This window comes from Lacticaseibacillus salsurae (assembly GCF_045862175.1).
GTDB classification, from domain to species: domain Bacteria; phylum Bacillota; class Bacilli; order Lactobacillales; family Lactobacillaceae; genus Lacticaseibacillus; species Lacticaseibacillus salsurae.
In genome coordinates this window covers 14,238-30,333 of the sequence record NZ_BAAFZI010000030.1, presented here as the reverse complement: position 1 = coordinate 30,333, position 16,096 = coordinate 14,238, and the positions used below count along the sequence as shown (strand labels likewise).

Sequence of the window (16,096 nt, the reverse complement as noted above, 5' to 3'; positions counted from 1 at the left end):
CACCAACCCGTCTCTTTGACTCGTTGCTGGTAAGATAACACTCTACGGCTTCGATATAAGTTTCTACTGAAATCTTAGTCATACAAATACCCCCAAAGTTGTGTTCCAACTTTAGGGGTAAAGGTCACTAAGCAAGCAGCGGTGCGCTATTTGGGTTAACCAAACTAAGCTTGATGATAGCTGGCAGCGATTTGTTCAAGCATTTGGATCAACGACTTCTTGCGACTGTGACCCAGCAATAACATCATGAGCTTTTGGTTAAAATCACGCGTCATACTGTTGAATTGGCTACCTTCTTGATAGGTCACTTGAACTTTGCCATCTTGGGTCTCTTGAATGTCATAAGCCACCGTGTATTTGCCGCTGGTCATGTCAGTTTCAAACGCATAAGCGCGGTTGATAACATTTTTGGTGATCTTGATACGGGCGTTCATTTTGCCACCGACCATTTTCTTGTATTCATAACCTTGCAAAGCTTCTGGTTTCAAGCTTTCACCGGTATTTTGTTTGATGTCATATAACACGGAGTCGATGACTTTGGTGTAAAAATAGCTTGCTGGACAATCCAGCGTTTTGGTTAATTTCATGAATGATCCCCCCGGGTCTATTTCGCAGTATGTTTGCCTTTGTTTTTCTGATCACGCAACCGCTTTTTCTTGTGTTTGACGGTTGGCTTAGGTGTTGGCTTGGCAACGCGCGGTTTCGCAGCAGGCACAGGCTTGGTTGCAACTGGTGTCGGCACAGCCGCTTCAGGCGTCGACTTGGCTGGTGCTTCAGTGGTCAAGTGGCCATCGACTAAATACCCGCGGCGTAAGTCATATTGTGGCACCAGTTTCTTCAAGTCGCGGCGATCATGGTCGTCGCCTAGCGTCACCACATAACCGGCATTGCCCATGCGGCCGGTGCGACCGGCACGATGGATATAAGCTTCTGCTCGTTTAGGCGCCCCGTAGTTCACGACTGCTGGCAACTTTTTTAAGTCCAAGCCACGCCCTGCCAGATCCGTGACCAATAACAAGGTGACTTTGTGCTTGCGAAAAGCCGCTAACGCATTGGCGCGGTTGATACTGCGATCATTACGCGACAAGACGGCATATTTAACAGCTTGGTGATGTAAAATGCTGGCCACTTTTTCCAGTTGGCCGTTGTTATTGAAAAATACCAACGCTTGAAAATCATCCAAATGGGCCAGTGCGCGCAACCACTCCACGCGATGCGCATTGTCAGTTTGAACAAACAGGTGTTGCACCACGCCTTGGGTATGATCGGTTTTGCGCACGTCAATGGTTTGGGCTTCAATGCCAAACCATTTGTCCAATTCTGACAACATCGGACTGGCAGTCGCTGAAAAAAAGCCCATTTGGGTTTCAGCAGGGCTGGCCATGGTGATCGCCCGCACTTGATCTAAGCCTGGTTCGCGTAGTAATTCGTCAGCTTCATCTACGACAATGGTTTGCAAGGTGTGCAACTTCAACGTGCCCGCTTTGGCCAACTCCATTAACCGCCCAGCAGTGCCGACGATCACTTCTGGATGCGTTTTGAGCTGTTCTTTTTGGCGTTTGACATTGGCGTTACCTGTGACACCGATCACGCGCATGCCCACGGCTTTGGCGTAGGGTTGCAACACATTGCGCGTTTGGATCGCCAATTCTTGCGAAGGCGATAAGATCAACAATTGAATGCCGTCGCCTGGCACTAATTTCTCTAATAACGGCAACCCAAAAGCCAAGGTTTTGCCTGAACCAGTCGGCGCTAAGCCCACCACGTTCACATCATTTTTCAGTGGTTCATATACAGCGTCTTGGATCTGCGTCGGCTGGTCAAAACCAGCGGCTTGCCACAAAGGGCGAAATGCTTCTGCTATCAATATGTTCTCCTATTTTGGATCAGTTTCAAAAACCAAGTCGGTACCTTCGCGCAACTGGCCCATCACGTGATGGACTTGCTTGGCCAACGCCCATTGTTTGACAAATGCAGCGTGATCTTGTTGCGTCAACGCGCGGGCAAAAAAGGCAGCTTCTTCAGCCATGGGGTTGTCCGCATGTGGCACTGACAGCGCTTGTGGTGCCTCGTCGCTAAGCCAAGTCAGCTGATTCAACTCGCCTGGCGAATCAAAACTTAACGTGTCGCGGCCAAAGTAAATTTCCGATCCAGCATGCGCGTTGGTGGTTTTACCCATGCGCAACGCCACATCAAAATCGTCATAAGCCAAGCGCGCTACCCCGTCGCCATCGACGCCACTAGCCAACAAGTGTGGCAAGTAAGTCGCCTGCTTGGGCATGCCAAACCAAGCCACTGCTGATCCGACCAAGTATACCCCTAGGTCCATCAACGCCCCACCAGCAAACTTGGTCGAAAAAATATTCGGATTCTCACCGGCTAAATACGCATCATAACGCGACGAATACTTCATATAAGTCAACGTCGCGCCACTAACTGGGTGGTTGGCGATCTGGGCTTTGATCACGACAAAGTTTGGATCATATAACTGCCGCATCGCTTCAAATACCATCACCTCAGGATGCGCATCAAGCGCTTGTTGCAACGCAGTCAGCTGGCTGGGATGCGTCACGAGTGGCTTTTCCACTAAGACATGCTTGCCGGCGTTGATCGCGGCAACGGCTTGTTGGGCATGCAAGGCATTGGGGCTGGCGATATACACGACCTCAACATCACTGGCCAAAAATTGGGCCATGTCGGTATAGACTCGGCCTTGGCCAAAAGCATCAACGAGCTTTTGGCCAGTGGCTTCATGACGCGAATACACTGCGGCTAATTGAAACTGGCCAGTTTGTTTGGCGGCTTGAATAAATTGTTTGGTGATCCAATTGGTGCCGATCGTCCCCAATAACATGACAAACCCTTCTTTCGTGGTATTAACTCTATCATAACAAAGTTTCACTAGATTTGTCTTATTAGTGTCAGCCATTTGTAATCAGTTTAAGCAAACAACGTGTTATGATGAAAGCAGTTAATCAATCTGTCAGGAGGCAAGGCAAATGGCCAGACCAGTTCACAATTTTATGCGGAGTTTAACGCAAATGGTCGCGCATCTGCACAAACCCAAAGCAAATCCGGCATTGGCCTTAGCCCAAACCTACACCGGCAACTTCGGGTTTTTAGATGAAGTCACCACCAAATCACATCAGTTGAGTATCAGCCCACAACTCGACATTAAAATCGATGGTCGCGTGTTGCCTGGCCATGTGACGGGGATCAGCACCGAACAGCTGACGTTTTTGGATCATTATGGGTATGAATTGATCATCACCAATGGTCCCAATGGCCCAGAATCTGTTTACGATGAAGCCGAAGCCGCCACTTATCGCATTTTGCATCCCCAAACACCTCGCAATGACGCCAAAGCTGACTGAACCCAGTCGGCTTTTTTGATGCGCCAAATTTTCTGTAACTGCTGGAAATCATTTCCTCAAAAATGTAAACTGAAGGTACAGAAGTTTTGAGGAGGACGTTATGTCAGAAGAATCTACGTTGATCTTAGTCAAACCAGATGGGGTGAAATCCGGTCATATCGGGGATGTGATCACCCGCTTAGAAAAGCGCCGTTTCACCATCACCGCTTTGAAAGTGATCCAAGCGACCCCAGCTTTGTTACAAGCGCATTATGCGCAACTGGTTGACAAGCCGTTTTATCCTGGCATTGAAGCGTTCATGATGGAAACGCCAATGGTCGCCATCGTCGCTACCGGCGTGGATGTGATCAACTCATTTCGTAAAATGGCTGGCCCAACTAAGCCAGAAGACGCCATGCCTGGCACCATTCGCGGCGACTACGCCCGCGCTTGGGGCCAACAGCCGATCAAAAACGTGGTGCACTCCTCAGATTCACCTGAAAGTGCCGCGCGTGAAATCAAGATCTGGTTCCCAGAATTATAAATCGACCACCGCCGAGCAAAATCGGCGGTATTTTTTTGCTTCAAATTTCCCAGTTTGGCGCTTTGGGTGTAGCCTATGGACGTTGAATGTCCCAATCGTCAAAAATGGAGGTTTGTGATGACTAGTTTTCCAAGACGCGATCCGCGCACTGACAACTTATTGACCCCGGAAAATAGTGCCTTGTTGGTAATCGATTACCAACCGACACAGATCAACTCGATCCAAAGCATCGCCCACCCGACGTTGATCAAAAACGTCGCCATGACGATCCAACTGGCGCAAAGCTATCAGGTGCCGATCGTACTTTCTACTGTGAATGTCGAATCTGGCCGCAATACCGACACCATCCCGGCTTTAAAAAAGTTGATGCCAGGCGTGGTCAGCTATGACCGCACCAATATCAATGCTTGGGAAGATAAAGAATTTGTCGAAGCCGTGGCGGCTACTGGGCGCACCAACTTGGTGATCGTGGGCTTATGGACGGAAGCTTGCTTGGCGTTTCCAACTTTAGACGCGCTGCAATCAGGCTATGATGTGTATCCAGTCGTCGATGCCGTTGGCGGCACCAGCACCATCGCCCATGAAACCGCCTTGCGCCGCATTGAACAAGCTGGCGCACACTTGGTCACCAACGCGCAATTGGCCTGTGAGTGGCAGCGCGATTGGAATCGCACCGAAACTGTACCGGATTTTGTCAAAGCCTTGATGCAAGCAGGCGATTTTGTTTCATTCGACTGAGATAAAAGCGGTGATCGGCCAACATAACTGGCTGATCACCGCTTTTTTAAATCAGGTGTTGATAAATCGGCAACAATTGGTCAAACCGCTGCAAAATATCGGCCCACAAACTTTGCGGTGTTTGCCAAAGCGGGTCCTGCCGCAAGTAGGTTTTACCAACTAGCCATTCGCTGCGTTTAACCGTTTGATAACGCTGAGTTTGCGCCGTTAAATTTGCTGCGGTCAACGGCTTGGCCCCAAGTTTGTCTGTGTGGTCATGAGCCAATTCGAAACTGTCATCTAAGGCCAACACCAAAGGCGTCACTGCCGCAACGTCGACTTGCTTGGCTTTGGCTTCTTGCAACACCGCCACCCACAAAAACAGCCGATCATCCCAAAAGCCTAATTCGATATGCGGCAGCATTTTATACCCACGCGCACTAGTGGATAACGCCAACCACGTATCAACTGGCGGATTTTTATGGCGCCGGGCATGCTTGGCGATATGCCCATATAAGTGCGACATCCCCAAGTCAGCTGCGTGAGCTAACAGCACCGATCCTGCTTGTGCAAACTTTGGATCTAAGTCTCGGCGAATGCGGGTCAAGCGGCCGTCTAGGGTCAAGTGATCAAATACCTTGAAATCGGTTTCTTCAAACATCTACAAACCTCCGATGCGACGTGTTACAATCTGAGTATATGATACCATATGGAGGGATTTTCTTGGCTGAACAAGATCCGACTGACCGCTTGATGCAAAGTCTCAACGGCAATCCGCAAACTTTGCCTGATCAACGTCGCTTGTATTTAGGCTCACTGCGCGAGCGGGTGGCTTTGGCGATCACTAATGCAGAATCATCTGCTGCCACCACCTTGCCAGCGTTTGTGGCAGCCTTAAAAGCTTACGCCAATGATACGACTTACAAGGTGCTTTTGAATGGCAAAGCTGACATTGCCAAAACTGCACCTTATATGAAAGCTGTCAAAGCGCAAGGGCTGGCGTTTACGCTGGTCAATGATGACACGGCCAGTTTGGATCCGCAACGTTTTTTCTTATTGGTGGTCAACCAGCATGCCATCAACGTTGCCGATATCGCATTACCAAAACCCCAAACGCCGCAAAAGTCACCCAAGCACAGCTGGTTTGACCGCTTTTCTTAATGCAAAAACTGGCTAGTGCATGGGCACTAGCCAGTTTCTCATTGATGATTCGGATCGAAGAATTGTTCCCAAGCAACATCTAACTTCTTCGCCAAGACCTTGGCCCTGGCAACTGTCGGTGAGCGCGTCGCCTGTTCATAAGCAGCCAACGTACTCACCGGAATTCCTAACAGTAAAGCGAACTCACGCTGGGTCAGCCCCTGCGCCTTCCGCTTTGCGACCAGCCAATCGCGCATCCGGAGTCACTCCTATCTCGTATCCGCTTACTACAAAATTACGTCACAATTCGTGCAACGTCAACTTAAAAATGCCCTAATTGTGGTTTTCTTTCAACTATACAATTTGTATTGTAAGCTAACAATAATGAGGTGAATTTTCATATGAACGCAGAACGCTTAAAACAGCTCCGGACTGAACACAAAGGCTTACGGCAAGTGGACTTGGCGCAATCGCTAGGGATCTCCGCATCCGCTTATTCTTCCTATGAACAAGGCGTCCGCGAACCAGATGACGCCACCAAACGGCGCTTAGCCGATTATTTCAGCGTTTCGCTGGATTATTTATTAGGGCGCACTGAACACCGCGCAACGCCAACGTTAGCTGATGTCGATGTCCAATTGGCGAATCTATTATCCGAATTAGACGACAATGCCAGCCAACCGACGTTAGCTGGCCAAAAATTAACGGGCAAGCAACGCAAAGTGCTGCGCGAATCGCTTGCTGGCACCTTGAACGTGGCGCGGGCCTTAAGCCCAACATCAACCAAGCAAACGGGTCAATAGCCCGGTCGCCAAGTCGCGCTTGGTGCCCATTTGCGCCACGGCATGCGGCCAGATCGCTGGCGTTGCCGTGACACTTAAGATCTCTGCTAGACCTGGCTTTTCTGGGTCATAGGCTTGATACAAATTGGCGATCACCAAGTCCACACCAGCGATTTCTAGTCCCAAAGCTTGCGCCGCTTGCACGGCGATTTTTTTGTAGCCGGCATCCAAGTCGTCAGTCACATCATAGCCATCTGCACCAAAACGCGTATTAGACGTCGCTCGCAATAACACTTGATGCCCCCGCGGGATCACTTGATCGGCACTGACGCCTTGGGCAGCTAACATGGCTTGCGCCAATTCGTCTAACACCACCGGTTGCCACCCTAAAGGCCGGCGCAGATTTTTATGGCTGACCAATGCGGCGATACTGCGCCGGCCATCGCCAACAATATTCGCTGGGGTCAATTCCATGGCGGCAACCACTTGTTGATCTTGCACGAACAACCGGTAAGCGGCGCCTTTGGCATACGCTTCGATCAATACCGGGCCAAATTGTAAGGCTTGAGTGACGGCGTCGCGAAATTCAGTTTCTGTTGGCGGCAACATGAACACGCGCACCCCTTGGCCATCGCGGCCGATCGTCGGTTTAATGGCCAAGGCTTTGTTGGCGAAGCTGGTGTGAAAATCATGGAGCGCTTGCGGCAAATTGGTATAGATCGCAGCTGGTGGCGTCGGCAAATGATGTTGGGCTAAGATCGCTTTGGTGGCAGGCTTTGATTTGGCCAACATCGCAGCGGAATGCGAATTGCCTAAAGCCCCACCGGCAATGATCTGATCATCGATTTGAAGTACTGGCGTCGTGTCGTCTAACACGGCGATTTTTTTGCCTAATTTTAAAGCCGCACTTAATAACAGTTGATCATCTAACGTCAATTGTGGAAAGCCAGCTAAATGCACGCCATCATCTGGCGCTTGGATCTGGCGACGCAACCCAGGCTGCATGCGCTGCATCACCCGCACGGATTCTAGGTCCAAGACTCTAGGTGTCCCCCATTTGGCCAGATCATTGGGCAAGGTGTTGCCTAACACGCCCCAAAGCGCCGCTTGAAGCCACAACAAGCTCGTGGTTTGGCTGCCAGTAGACGTATTGGCCAAAATCGGCACGTTAGCCATTTGCAAACCGACGATACCTTTGGTGTCAACGTCTTGGCCTAACAAAGTCAGATCAAAGCCTTGCGCCGCGCCAAACATTTGCTGCAGTTGCGGTTGCACTTTGCCCCAAGCCAAGCTTTCACGCAAATACCAACCGTTATGAAATTCTGGATATTTGGGTGCATTTTGGCTATCGGCAATGGCTTCATACGCTGTGTGGATCAAAGTTTCTGGCAATACCCAAGCCAATGTGAACGGATTTGAGCCCAATTCAGTTGTTTGTCCCAAACGTGCTAAAGTCACAAAAACCGCTGACAACAACCGGGTGGTTTGCCGCAAGTCGCTTGACCAAGGCAAGGTGACCGTTAAGTTGTCACCAGTTTGATGCCAATAAGGTGATTTTGGTAAGTGTGCAGCTGCCGCGCCTAACTGCACCGTCATTTTTAGCTGAGTTTGTGGCAGCAAGCCAATCAAATTCAATTCGTCGATCATTTTTCCGTAGTCGTACACGCTACTCATCCGCCTTTTTTACATTGTCATCTTATCGTAACACGCTGGGTGTGACATGCAAGTTCACTGAGTTGTGCTATGATGGAAAAAAATCTGCAAAGGAGTGATCGCATGCAACAACCGCTGGCGTTTCGCATGCGCCCGAAAAATTTAGACGAAGTGGTCGGCCAACAACACTTAGTTGGCCAAGGCCAGATCATTCGGCGCATGGTACAAGCTTTGCGCTTAAGCTCCATGATCTTATACGGACCGCCTGGTACTGGGAAAACCAGTATCGCCAGTGCGATCGCTGGCACCACTAAATATGCGTTTCGCACTTTGAACGCTGCCACTGACACCAAAAAAGACTTGCAGATCGTCGCTGAAGAAGCCAAAATGTCTGGCACCGTGATCTTATTGTTAGACGAGATCCACCGCTTGGACAAAACCAAGCAAGACTTTTTGTTGCCGCATTTGGAATCTGGCCGCATCGTATTAGTCGGCGCCACCACTGAAAATCCTTATATGAGCATTCTGCCGGCGATCCGCAGCCGCACGCAGATCTTTCAAGTGTTGCCACTGACACCAGCCGATATCGATCAAGCCGTGACGCGCGCGTTAGCAGATAAAACGCGGGGCTTAGGGGAGTATCCAGTGGCGCTACAACCAAAAGCCCGGGAATTTTTAACGCATGCCACCAATGGCGACTTGCGCTCAGCGTTAAATGCCCTGGAATTGGCAGTGTTGTCCACCTCTGAAGTTGACGGACAGATCACCATCACGGAAGCGATCATGCATCAGTGTTTGCAACAACGCGCCATTGACGGCGACGCTGACGGGGATGCGCATTACGATTTGATCTCGGCGTTTCAAAAAAGTATTCGCGGCTCCGATGTGGATGCCGCGTTGCATTATTTGGCCCGTTTGATCACCATTGGCGACTTGCCAAGTATTTTGCGCCGGCTGCTGGTGATTGCCTATGAAGACATCGGCTTGGCCAATCCGCAAACTGCTAACCGGACCTTAACGGCGATCCAAGCCGCAGAGCGCTTAGGCCTGCCAGAAGGTCGTATTCCGTTGGCCAATGCGGTGATCGACTTATGCTTAGCGCCAAAATCCGATACTGCCATCAACGCCATTGATGCCGCTTTAGCCGACATTAAAGCCGGACATTCAGGCGCGATCCCAGATCCCCTTAAAGACGCCCATTACAAAGGCGCAGCGGCGTTAGGTCATGGCGTCGGCTACCAGTTTCCGCATGATTTTCCCGGCGATTGGGTCAAACAAGACTACTTGCCAGAAACCTTGCGAAATCGGCATTACTACACGCCAAAAACCACTGGCAAATATGAGCAAGCCTTGGCCCAGCGTTTGGCGCAACTGCGCAAGCTCCAAGGGCGATAAGTTGACAACCAGGATTGAAAGTGTTAGGCAAAACAGCGCTACCAACGTTGTCCCCTCGCTGTTTTGCACTGGGGCATCACTTGCATCTGTGCGTGGTTCATGCTATGATTTAACCATGGAAGTCACCTAAGGTATGCGCGCTTCCCATAATTCAGTTGACCGAACAGTTTCGAGACCTTGGGACCATCAGAGCCCAATGCCGTGCGATTCTATCACTGAATCGCTAACGCCTTGGACGTTTGGACCCACTTGCTTATTAGCGGGTTTCAACAGAACGGGAAGATAACGGTACCACTAGCCTTTCATCAAGTCTTCGCGACTTAGCCGGCTTCGGCCGGTTTTTTTGTGCCATCATTTATCCAGTTGCCCCACTTGGCAGCGGCAGGTACAATACACTTAGAAACGACTTAAAGGAGTCCGCTATGACTGTCATCATGCTGATCTATGCTTTGGTATTATTTGCTTTAGCCGGCTATTTGCTGGCGCACCGTCAACAAGGCTTTTTGACCTTGAAACAAGTCCCAGAAAAATTGGGTAAGACCTTATTCAATTATGCCCTGCTGTTGCTCATTGCCGGCTTACTGGCGGTCGTCGCAGCCTTCGTGCCTAACCCTTGGCTACAGATCGGCGCTTTGATCTTAGGAGCGCTAGGTGGCGGGTTGCTCGGTGTGAGTTTGCCAAAGTTTCTCAATATGTAAACGGCTTTCACTCTTTGCGCCAATGCTCTATAATAAAGTTAAGAGGTGATAGACATGTTACAACAATACAAACACATTTTGGTTGCGATCGACGGCTCTTACGAATCCGAATTGGCTTTTGAAAAAGCGATCGCCGTTGCTAAGCGTAACGACGGGGAATTGTTCATGGTGCACACCGTCGACACCCGCGCGTTTCAAAACGTGTCCAGTTTTGACTCCGCCATGGTCGAACAAGTCACCGAAACCGCTAAGCAAACAATGGAAAAATATATCCAACAGGCGAAAGATGCCGGCTTGAAGAAAGTCAGTTACACCATTGAATATGGTGCCCCTAAAACCATCATCGCCCGCGATATGCCAAAACAACACAATATCGATTTGATCATGATCGGCGCCACTGGCTTGAATGCCGTTGAACGTTTGTTGATCGGCAGTGTGACTGAATATGTTACGCGCAATGCCACTTGCGACGTTTTGGTGGTGCGCACGGATCTGCAAAACAAACCTGCTTTGGCTTCGACGAAAAAACCGCGGCCAACAAAATAAACCAAAAAAGCCGGAAAATTTTATTTTCCGACTTTTTTAATGGCTACCTCCCACGCTTCAGGTAGCGGCAATTGTGCATGCACCGCTTGGCTTGTGAACGGATCGGTAAACTCAAGTTCGCTGGCTTGGAGCAACTGGTGGTCAAACTGACGCAAGTCTCCGCCATACAACTCATCCCCGACTACCGGGTGGCCGATAGCAGCGAAATGCGCGCGGATCTGATGCGTCCGCCCAGTGAGCAAATGGACCCGCACCAGCGCCGCTTGCGCCCCTTGTGTCAACACATCATATTCGGTGATCGCCGACTGGCCGCTGGCATTGACCTCACGATGAATACCGTCTGCCGCCAAAGCCAGCGGCCGATCGATGCGACCAGTTGGCGGCAACACGCCGGATACTACGGCCAAGTAATGTTTGCTTAATTGCCCGTTGACGCCTAACGCATCTAAGCGGCCTTGGGCAAAAGGATGTTTGGCGACCAACACCAATCCTGTGGTGTCGCGATCCAAGCGCGTGATGATCGCCGGTTGCGGATGGGTGAAACCTTGTTGATGCAACCAGCCGGCCACGCGATTGAGCAGCGAATCATCAGGCGAGCTAGGACCTGGCACGCTAGCCAAGCCTGCCGGTTTGTTGACGATCAGCCAGTTGGCCAACTCTTGCACGATTTCAATGGGGTGAGCGCTTAACGCCACGGTACCGTCATCTGGCAAGTCAAAGCGCACCAAAGCCCCTTTTTTCACCTCGCGATTGTGCAGTGCCGGGTGTTGATCGACCCACACCAAATGCGCGTCAAATAACTTTTTTAATAAGCGATGGCTGACGCCAAAGTCGGCTAAAACCACTCGGATCGTGGTATCCCGGCTGGCGGTGATGGTAAAAGTAAAGCGCATTTTCTCCTCCTTTAGACGGTTGGTTTCACGTGACGCCTCGCGGTATAATTAAATTATTCTGGAGGATGTCTTATGTCTGAAATTCTTGATGTGGCTTATGGTCGCGATGCACTGCAAAAATTAGATCTTTATCTGCCTGATCACCCCAATCACGCGGCGATCCTTTACTTTCATGGCGGCGGCTGGATCCGCGGCGATAAACACAAAGATGCTGATCTTGGCCAGCAGTTAGCTGACGCTGGGTATCTGGTGGCGATCCCCAATTACCGCTTGGCACCAGTACACCGTTTTCCTGATGCGCAAAATGATCTCATTGACGCTTGCGCTTGGTTAAAAGCCTCAACTTATGATTTTGATCGTGAACGGATCGGCTTGTTAGGCGCATCGGCTGGCGCCACCATGGCGTTGAACCTCAACATTGCTGGCCATTACCCGACGGTGGCGTGGAGCCCATTGCTGGATTTCTCGTCATGGCTCGCGCAACATACCACGATTCGGGCGGCAGTGGCGGCCACTGGTGATAAAGCCACGGTGGATGCCTCGTTTTATAAATATGTATTGCAAGCATATCTTGGGGCTTTGGATCCTGAATTATGCGCCAAAGCAGATCCGTTAATGAATCTTGACCAGCATCTGGCGCCGACTTTGATCTGCAACAGCCAACAAGAACTCGCGCCGCTGTCGCATGCCTTGCGCTTTCAAGGCAAAGCAGCCGGGCTTGGTCAAAGCGTCACCATTCAAGTAATGCCTGGTGACCATCATGCGCGCGGTTATACGCAACTGGCAATGCCAAACACGATCGCCTTTTTCAACTATCACTTATTAAGGAGTTAAGCCATGCCATTTCTCAGTTTACTCATCGACGCCCTGGCTTTTGGTAGCTTGTACCTACAACGCCAAGGGAGTTTTTCCCCTACCTTGGGGTTTGGTGTGCAGATCATTTTCACTGTGATCTTGTTGATTTTTGTGTTCGGCTATCGCGGCCGGCGCAAAGGTCGCTTCAACTTTGACACATGGTCTCATGTGTTCACCTTACCATTTGCCTTGATCGTGATCTCGTTTATCGGCAACGGTTTGTTGGCCTTTTTGTATTATTTGAATGTCGCTGGCATCAACGCGTTGATCATGCGTTAAGCTCGCGCGTCAAGCGTTGGAGTAACTGCAACAATTCAGTATGCTCAGGCGCTGACAACAGCTGCTCAATAGCCGCTTCACGATCGCGGAAAACGCCGTGGATCTTAACCACCAAAGCTTGGCCTTTGGCAGTTAAGGACACGGCTTTTTGGCGTTCATTGCCAGGCACCACAAAGCGGCTCACCAAGTCGCGTTTCTCCAAGACTTTGACCAAATTGGTGACCGTGGCGTCTTGTTTGCCTAAATAATCTGCCAAATGTTTTTGACTGGTTTGCGGGTGCTTGGCAATAAACAACAAGCTGCGCGCTTGATGGATGGTCAAGGTCAACTCACGCAATTTCGCCAAAATGTGGCCTTGATTTAAGGTGTTCAAGCGATACAGCGCTTCGACGACGCTGTGCTCGTTTTCTAATTCCATGAGATCCTCCTCCAGTGGCAATGATTACTAGTTTATCGCGGCGCTTGCCCCTTTGCAACAAAGTCGCTCTTGGCACAAAAAAATGAGGTGGCTGAGCGATAAAGCGATTTTAGCATAGCGTAAAAGAGTCCTGACGAGTAAATCCCGATCTTAGGATTTGCTTGGCAGGACTCTTTTACGCAAATGCGTTGCTTTATCGCGCGTACATCTCGGAAATTATCGTATTCATTTCGTGACTTTCGATCATGTCCGGCTCATGGCGATCTTGATCAATTTGCTGCCAAGATCTTTTCAGTTTTGGCTTGTAAGGCTTTAAAGGCGGTATCGCCGGCGACATTCTTCGTCAAAGTGGCATCCACTGTATCTAACAACGCATTGCGATAATCCCCGTAACCGGCAAATACCGTTGACGCAAAGCTGTTACCACTAGCTTGCACCGCGGCTTTGAAACCGGCGTTATCAGCCAAGAATTTGGTATAGGCGCTACTTTGCACCGCCGCTGGTGTCACTGGCACGTAGCCAGACTTTTCTGCCCAGTAAGCAGCTTGTTTGGGTTGCAACAAGAACTTCTGAAAGGCTGCTGCGCCGGCTTGTTGAGCTTTTGTGGCCGATTTGAACACCACGTTATAGTTGCCATTCAACACGCCTTGATGCGAACCGTTGACGCTGGGGATCTGCGTGGTCGTCCAGTGCAAGGACTTTGGGGCTTGTTGTTGAAGCACTGGGATCGACGCGGAACTGGCGATGCCAAACACCGCTTTCTTGTTGAAAAAAGCGGTAGAAAAATACCCGTCACTGCCAGCCGTCGATAAAATGCCAGCTTTGCGCAACGTCAACAGTCGATCAACTTGCGCTAAGGTTTTTTCGCTAGCTAAGTTGGCTTTGCCACCAGCGGTGATCAAAGGACTGCCGGCTTCATGGGCCATGGATTCTAATGCCACATCATAAGAGGCGTCCAAAGCGATCGTGGCGATTTTATCTTTGGCTAAAGCTGGACCCATTTTGGCCACATCATCCCAAGTTTTGGGGATGCTTAAGTGATATTGCTTGACCAGATCGGTGTTGACAAACAGCACTTGCGTCGAGACTGAATAAGGCATGCCGTATTGGTGCTTTTGATATTGCCCACCAGCCAAAAAGCTGGGGTAAACTTGCGCGAGCGTTTTTGACGACAACTTAAACGGCGTGATCAAACCGGTATGGGCGTAATCGCCAATGTTGGTATTTGGCGCTTGCGCCATGGTCGGCAACGTCTTGGACTTGGCTGCCGCCATGATCTTTTGTTGCAAGGCGTCATAGCTGCCCATCGATTGCGCCACCACTTTATATTTGGATTGAGACGCGTTGAAGTCCTTGATCATTTTTTGTTGAGCGGTATTCCAACTGCCAGTCATGCGATGCCAGTATGTAATCGTCACCGGCTTGGCAGCTTGGTCCTTACTGGCATTGCTAGCGCACCCACCCAGTGCGAACATGCCTGCTGCTAAGATCCCGATCCCAAACCCTAATTTCATCTTACCCATAATACCCTCCTACCTGTTATTACCGATGATTGTACACGGGTATCTATACAGGGTCAAGTTTGCTGTCATCAAAAAAAAAGACTGCCATGATCGACAGTCAGTTAACGTCTGGGTAACGTTTGGCCACGCAAGGTGATCGCATTGCGCCCATTTTGCTTGGATTGATATAAATATTCATCTGCGCGCTCATAAGCGTCTAAATAATTCTCATCACTGGCCAACACCCGATCTTCGCCGATCGACACGGTGACGTGAAACACCTCCCCGTCAACTTTAAAGACTAGTTGGGCCAAAGCCTGCTGGATCGCCCGCGTGATCTGCTCGGCCATCACCGCTGATTCTTGGATATCATACAGCACGAAGCTGAATTCTTCGCCGCCAGTGCGATACACGGCGTTTTGAAAGCCAACTGTTTGAAGCGTTTGTTGCAACTGCTTGGCGACGGCTTTTAACACCCGATTGCCATATAAATGCCCATAAGTATCATTGACTGCTTTGAAATGGTCAACGTCCAAAGTATACAACGCATATCGTTGACCAGACTGGGCGAAGCGCTCATATGCCGCCTGCAACGCGTCGGTGAAGGCGCGAAAATTTTGCAGCCCAGTCAGCCCGTCATATCGCGATTCATGGGCCAAGCGCTTGGTACGCGCTGCTTGTTTGCGGATCAATTGCGAGTATCCGCGTACCACTGCGGCTTCAATGGCCACTTGCACCACTTGGGCAAAAATAATGCCGCCGCTGACATGTTGCAACCAGTCATCTGGTCCTAAGATCGTTGCCGCCAATAAATATATTGCTAATAAATATGACCACCAATGCGAATTGATGGCTTCGGCGAAGCCCCAATCCAGCAACAATAAACCTGCTGCGACCCCAGCCACTGGCCAGGCGACTTGAGGCATGAACCACCAAGCACCCACGGCGATCACGCCAATGTTGAACCCCACTTGCTCCAGATGATGATTATCTAACACCACATACACCACCGTGACGATCAACACAGTCAAGTTGATCGCCATCATTTCATGGGTGAATGCCGCGGTTTCTTGCATCAATTTTGCCAGCATGAACCCACATAACAACGCCCCTGAAGCAAACAGGAGCAAGCGTCTGGTGCGCTCGACCACATAACCGCGCGCTTCTTTGTGTAACCAGCTATAAAAACTTGCCAGCCCGATCAGATACAGCGCGCCGGAAAACATCCAAATCAAATAAGTTGTGATCGAAAACTCTGCACCCAATGAGCTACCGCCTTTCTTTAAGCATCATACCAGAAGTCCCCACTGAAAATGTGAAG

The 16,096-nt window shown here is 50.2% G+C and carries 20 protein-coding genes; 10 read left to right on the top strand and 10 right to left on the bottom strand.

The genetic code is table 11. The features are described from left to right. Positions 1-164: 164 nt before the first annotated feature. The 3 genes from ACKTSG_RS09380 to ACKTSG_RS09370 are packed head-to-tail and all read right to left on the bottom strand — an operon-like array spanning position 165 to position 2,854. Positions 165-587 (bottom strand): DUF3284 domain-containing protein, encoded by a 423-nt coding sequence (locus ACKTSG_RS09380; protein WP_407894134.1) that lies wholly within the window; start codon positions 585-587, stop codon positions 165-167. A gap of 17 nt (positions 588-604) precedes the next feature. Further along, on the bottom strand, positions 605-1,870 hold the full coding sequence (locus tag ACKTSG_RS09375; protein ID WP_407894138.1) for a DEAD/DEAH box helicase: 1,266 nt from the start codon (positions 1,868-1,870) through the stop codon (positions 605-607). A 6-nt stretch (positions 1,871-1,876) separates the two neighbouring features. After that, a complete protein-coding gene (locus ACKTSG_RS09370; protein ID WP_407894132.1) occupies positions 1,877-2,854 on the bottom strand; it encodes a Gfo/Idh/MocA family protein in 978 nt (325 codons plus the stop codon). A gap of 145 nt (positions 2,855-2,999) precedes the next feature. On the opposite strand from ACKTSG_RS09370, the gene ACKTSG_RS09365 reads away from it, so the two are divergent. The 3 genes from ACKTSG_RS09365 to ACKTSG_RS09355 all read left to right on the top strand — a co-directional run bounded on the left by ACKTSG_RS09365 (position 3,000) and on the right by ACKTSG_RS09355 (position 4,635). Then, complete coding sequence (locus tag ACKTSG_RS09365) at positions 3,000-3,374, top strand: DUF4828 domain-containing protein (RefSeq protein ID WP_407894130.1); 375 nt, start codon at positions 3,000-3,002, stop codon at positions 3,372-3,374. Between the two features lie 100 nt (positions 3,375-3,474). Then, positions 3,475-3,897 carry a nucleoside-diphosphate kinase gene (gene ndk / locus ACKTSG_RS09360; RefSeq protein WP_407894129.1) on the top strand — a complete coding sequence of 141 codons (423 nt, stop codon included), beginning with the start codon at positions 3,475-3,477 and terminating at the stop codon, positions 3,895-3,897. Between the two features lie 117 nt (positions 3,898-4,014). Next, positions 4,015-4,635, top strand: coding sequence for a hydrolase (locus ACKTSG_RS09355; protein ID WP_407894127.1), 621 nt, complete (start codon positions 4,015-4,017; stop codon positions 4,633-4,635). A 46-nt stretch (positions 4,636-4,681) separates the two neighbouring features. Here the strand turns inward: ACKTSG_RS09355 and ACKTSG_RS09350 are convergent, their stop codons facing one another. Beyond that, a complete protein-coding gene (locus ACKTSG_RS09350; RefSeq protein ID WP_407894125.1) occupies positions 4,682-5,275 on the bottom strand; it encodes a DUF1054 family protein in 594 nt (197 codons plus the stop codon). A 62-nt stretch (positions 5,276-5,337) separates the two neighbouring features. Here ACKTSG_RS09350 and ACKTSG_RS09345 point away from each other — a divergent pair, with 62 nt between their 5' ends. After that, complete coding sequence (locus tag ACKTSG_RS09345) at positions 5,338-5,775, top strand: DUF1694 domain-containing protein (protein ID WP_407894123.1); 438 nt, start codon at positions 5,338-5,340, stop codon at positions 5,773-5,775. Positions 5,776-5,813: 38 nt separating this feature from the next. Here the strand turns inward: ACKTSG_RS09345 and ACKTSG_RS09340 are convergent, their stop codons facing one another. Then, positions 5,814-6,011 (bottom strand): helix-turn-helix transcriptional regulator, encoded by a 198-nt coding sequence (locus tag ACKTSG_RS09340; RefSeq protein WP_407894121.1) that lies wholly within the window; start codon positions 6,009-6,011, stop codon positions 5,814-5,816. Between the two features lie 144 nt (positions 6,012-6,155). On the opposite strand from ACKTSG_RS09340, the gene ACKTSG_RS09335 reads away from it, so the two are divergent. Next, complete coding sequence (locus ACKTSG_RS09335) at positions 6,156-6,557, top strand: helix-turn-helix domain-containing protein (RefSeq protein WP_407894119.1); 402 nt, start codon at positions 6,156-6,158, stop codon at positions 6,555-6,557. Here ACKTSG_RS09335 and ACKTSG_RS09330 read toward each other — a convergent pair. Beyond that, positions 6,534-8,201, bottom strand: a complete 1,668-nt coding sequence (locus tag ACKTSG_RS09330) for a hypothetical protein (RefSeq protein WP_407894117.1) — start codon at positions 8,199-8,201, stop codon at positions 6,534-6,536. The genes ACKTSG_RS09335 and ACKTSG_RS09330 overlap by 24 nt on opposite strands. A gap of 111 nt (positions 8,202-8,312) precedes the next feature. Between ACKTSG_RS09330 and ACKTSG_RS09325 the strand changes: the two genes are divergently transcribed. The 3 genes from ACKTSG_RS09325 (at position 8,313) to ACKTSG_RS09315 (ending at position 10,828) form a co-directional block, all read left to right on the top strand. Then, the gene (locus ACKTSG_RS09325; RefSeq protein WP_407894115.1) at positions 8,313-9,584 is read left to right on the top strand and encodes a replication-associated recombination protein A; all 1,272 of its coding nucleotides are present in this window, start codon (positions 8,313-8,315) and stop codon (positions 9,582-9,584) included. 422 nt (positions 9,585-10,006) lie between these two features. Continuing rightward, positions 10,007-10,282: a hypothetical protein gene (locus ACKTSG_RS09320; RefSeq protein WP_407894113.1), complete on the top strand. Its 276-nt coding sequence runs from the start codon at positions 10,007-10,009 to the stop codon at positions 10,280-10,282. A 54-nt stretch (positions 10,283-10,336) separates the two neighbouring features. Beyond that, complete coding sequence (locus ACKTSG_RS09315; protein WP_407894111.1) at positions 10,337-10,828, top strand: universal stress protein; 492 nt, start codon at positions 10,337-10,339, stop codon at positions 10,826-10,828. A gap of 20 nt (positions 10,829-10,848) precedes the next feature. Here ACKTSG_RS09315 and ACKTSG_RS09310 read toward each other — a convergent pair whose 3' ends face one another. Continuing rightward, positions 10,849-11,721 carry an RluA family pseudouridine synthase gene (locus ACKTSG_RS09310; protein ID WP_407894109.1) on the bottom strand — a complete coding sequence of 291 codons (873 nt, stop codon included), beginning with the start codon at positions 11,719-11,721 and terminating at the stop codon, positions 10,849-10,851. 72 nt (positions 11,722-11,793) lie between these two features. Here ACKTSG_RS09310 and ACKTSG_RS09305 point away from each other — a divergent pair, with 72 nt between their 5' ends. Both ACKTSG_RS09305 and ACKTSG_RS09300 read left to right on the top strand, forming a co-directional pair. Beyond that, positions 11,794-12,555 (top strand): alpha/beta hydrolase, encoded by a 762-nt coding sequence (locus ACKTSG_RS09305; RefSeq protein WP_407894107.1) that lies wholly within the window; start codon positions 11,794-11,796, stop codon positions 12,553-12,555. A 3-nt stretch (positions 12,556-12,558) separates the two neighbouring features. Beyond that, entirely contained in the window at positions 12,559-12,855 is a 297-nt protein-coding gene (locus ACKTSG_RS09300) for a hypothetical protein (RefSeq protein ID WP_407894105.1), read from the top strand. Here ACKTSG_RS09300 and ACKTSG_RS09295 read toward each other — a convergent pair. From ACKTSG_RS09295 to ACKTSG_RS09285, 3 genes are all read right to left on the bottom strand, one after another. Further along, positions 12,845-13,273: a MarR family winged helix-turn-helix transcriptional regulator gene (locus ACKTSG_RS09295; protein ID WP_407894103.1), complete on the bottom strand. Its 429-nt coding sequence runs from the start codon at positions 13,271-13,273 to the stop codon at positions 12,845-12,847. The two genes, ACKTSG_RS09300 and ACKTSG_RS09295, sit on opposite strands and share 11 nt — an antisense overlap. 269 nt (positions 13,274-13,542) lie before the next feature. Beyond that, on the bottom strand, positions 13,543-14,787 hold the full coding sequence (locus ACKTSG_RS09290) for an extracellular solute-binding protein (RefSeq protein WP_407894136.1): 1,245 nt from the start codon (positions 14,785-14,787) through the stop codon (positions 13,543-13,545). A gap of 110 nt (positions 14,788-14,897) precedes the next feature. Further along, the gene (locus tag ACKTSG_RS09285) at positions 14,898-16,040 is read right to left on the bottom strand and encodes a GGDEF domain-containing protein (protein WP_407894101.1); all 1,143 of its coding nucleotides are present in this window, start codon (positions 16,038-16,040) and stop codon (positions 14,898-14,900) included. Positions 16,041-16,096 lie beyond the last annotated feature (56 nt).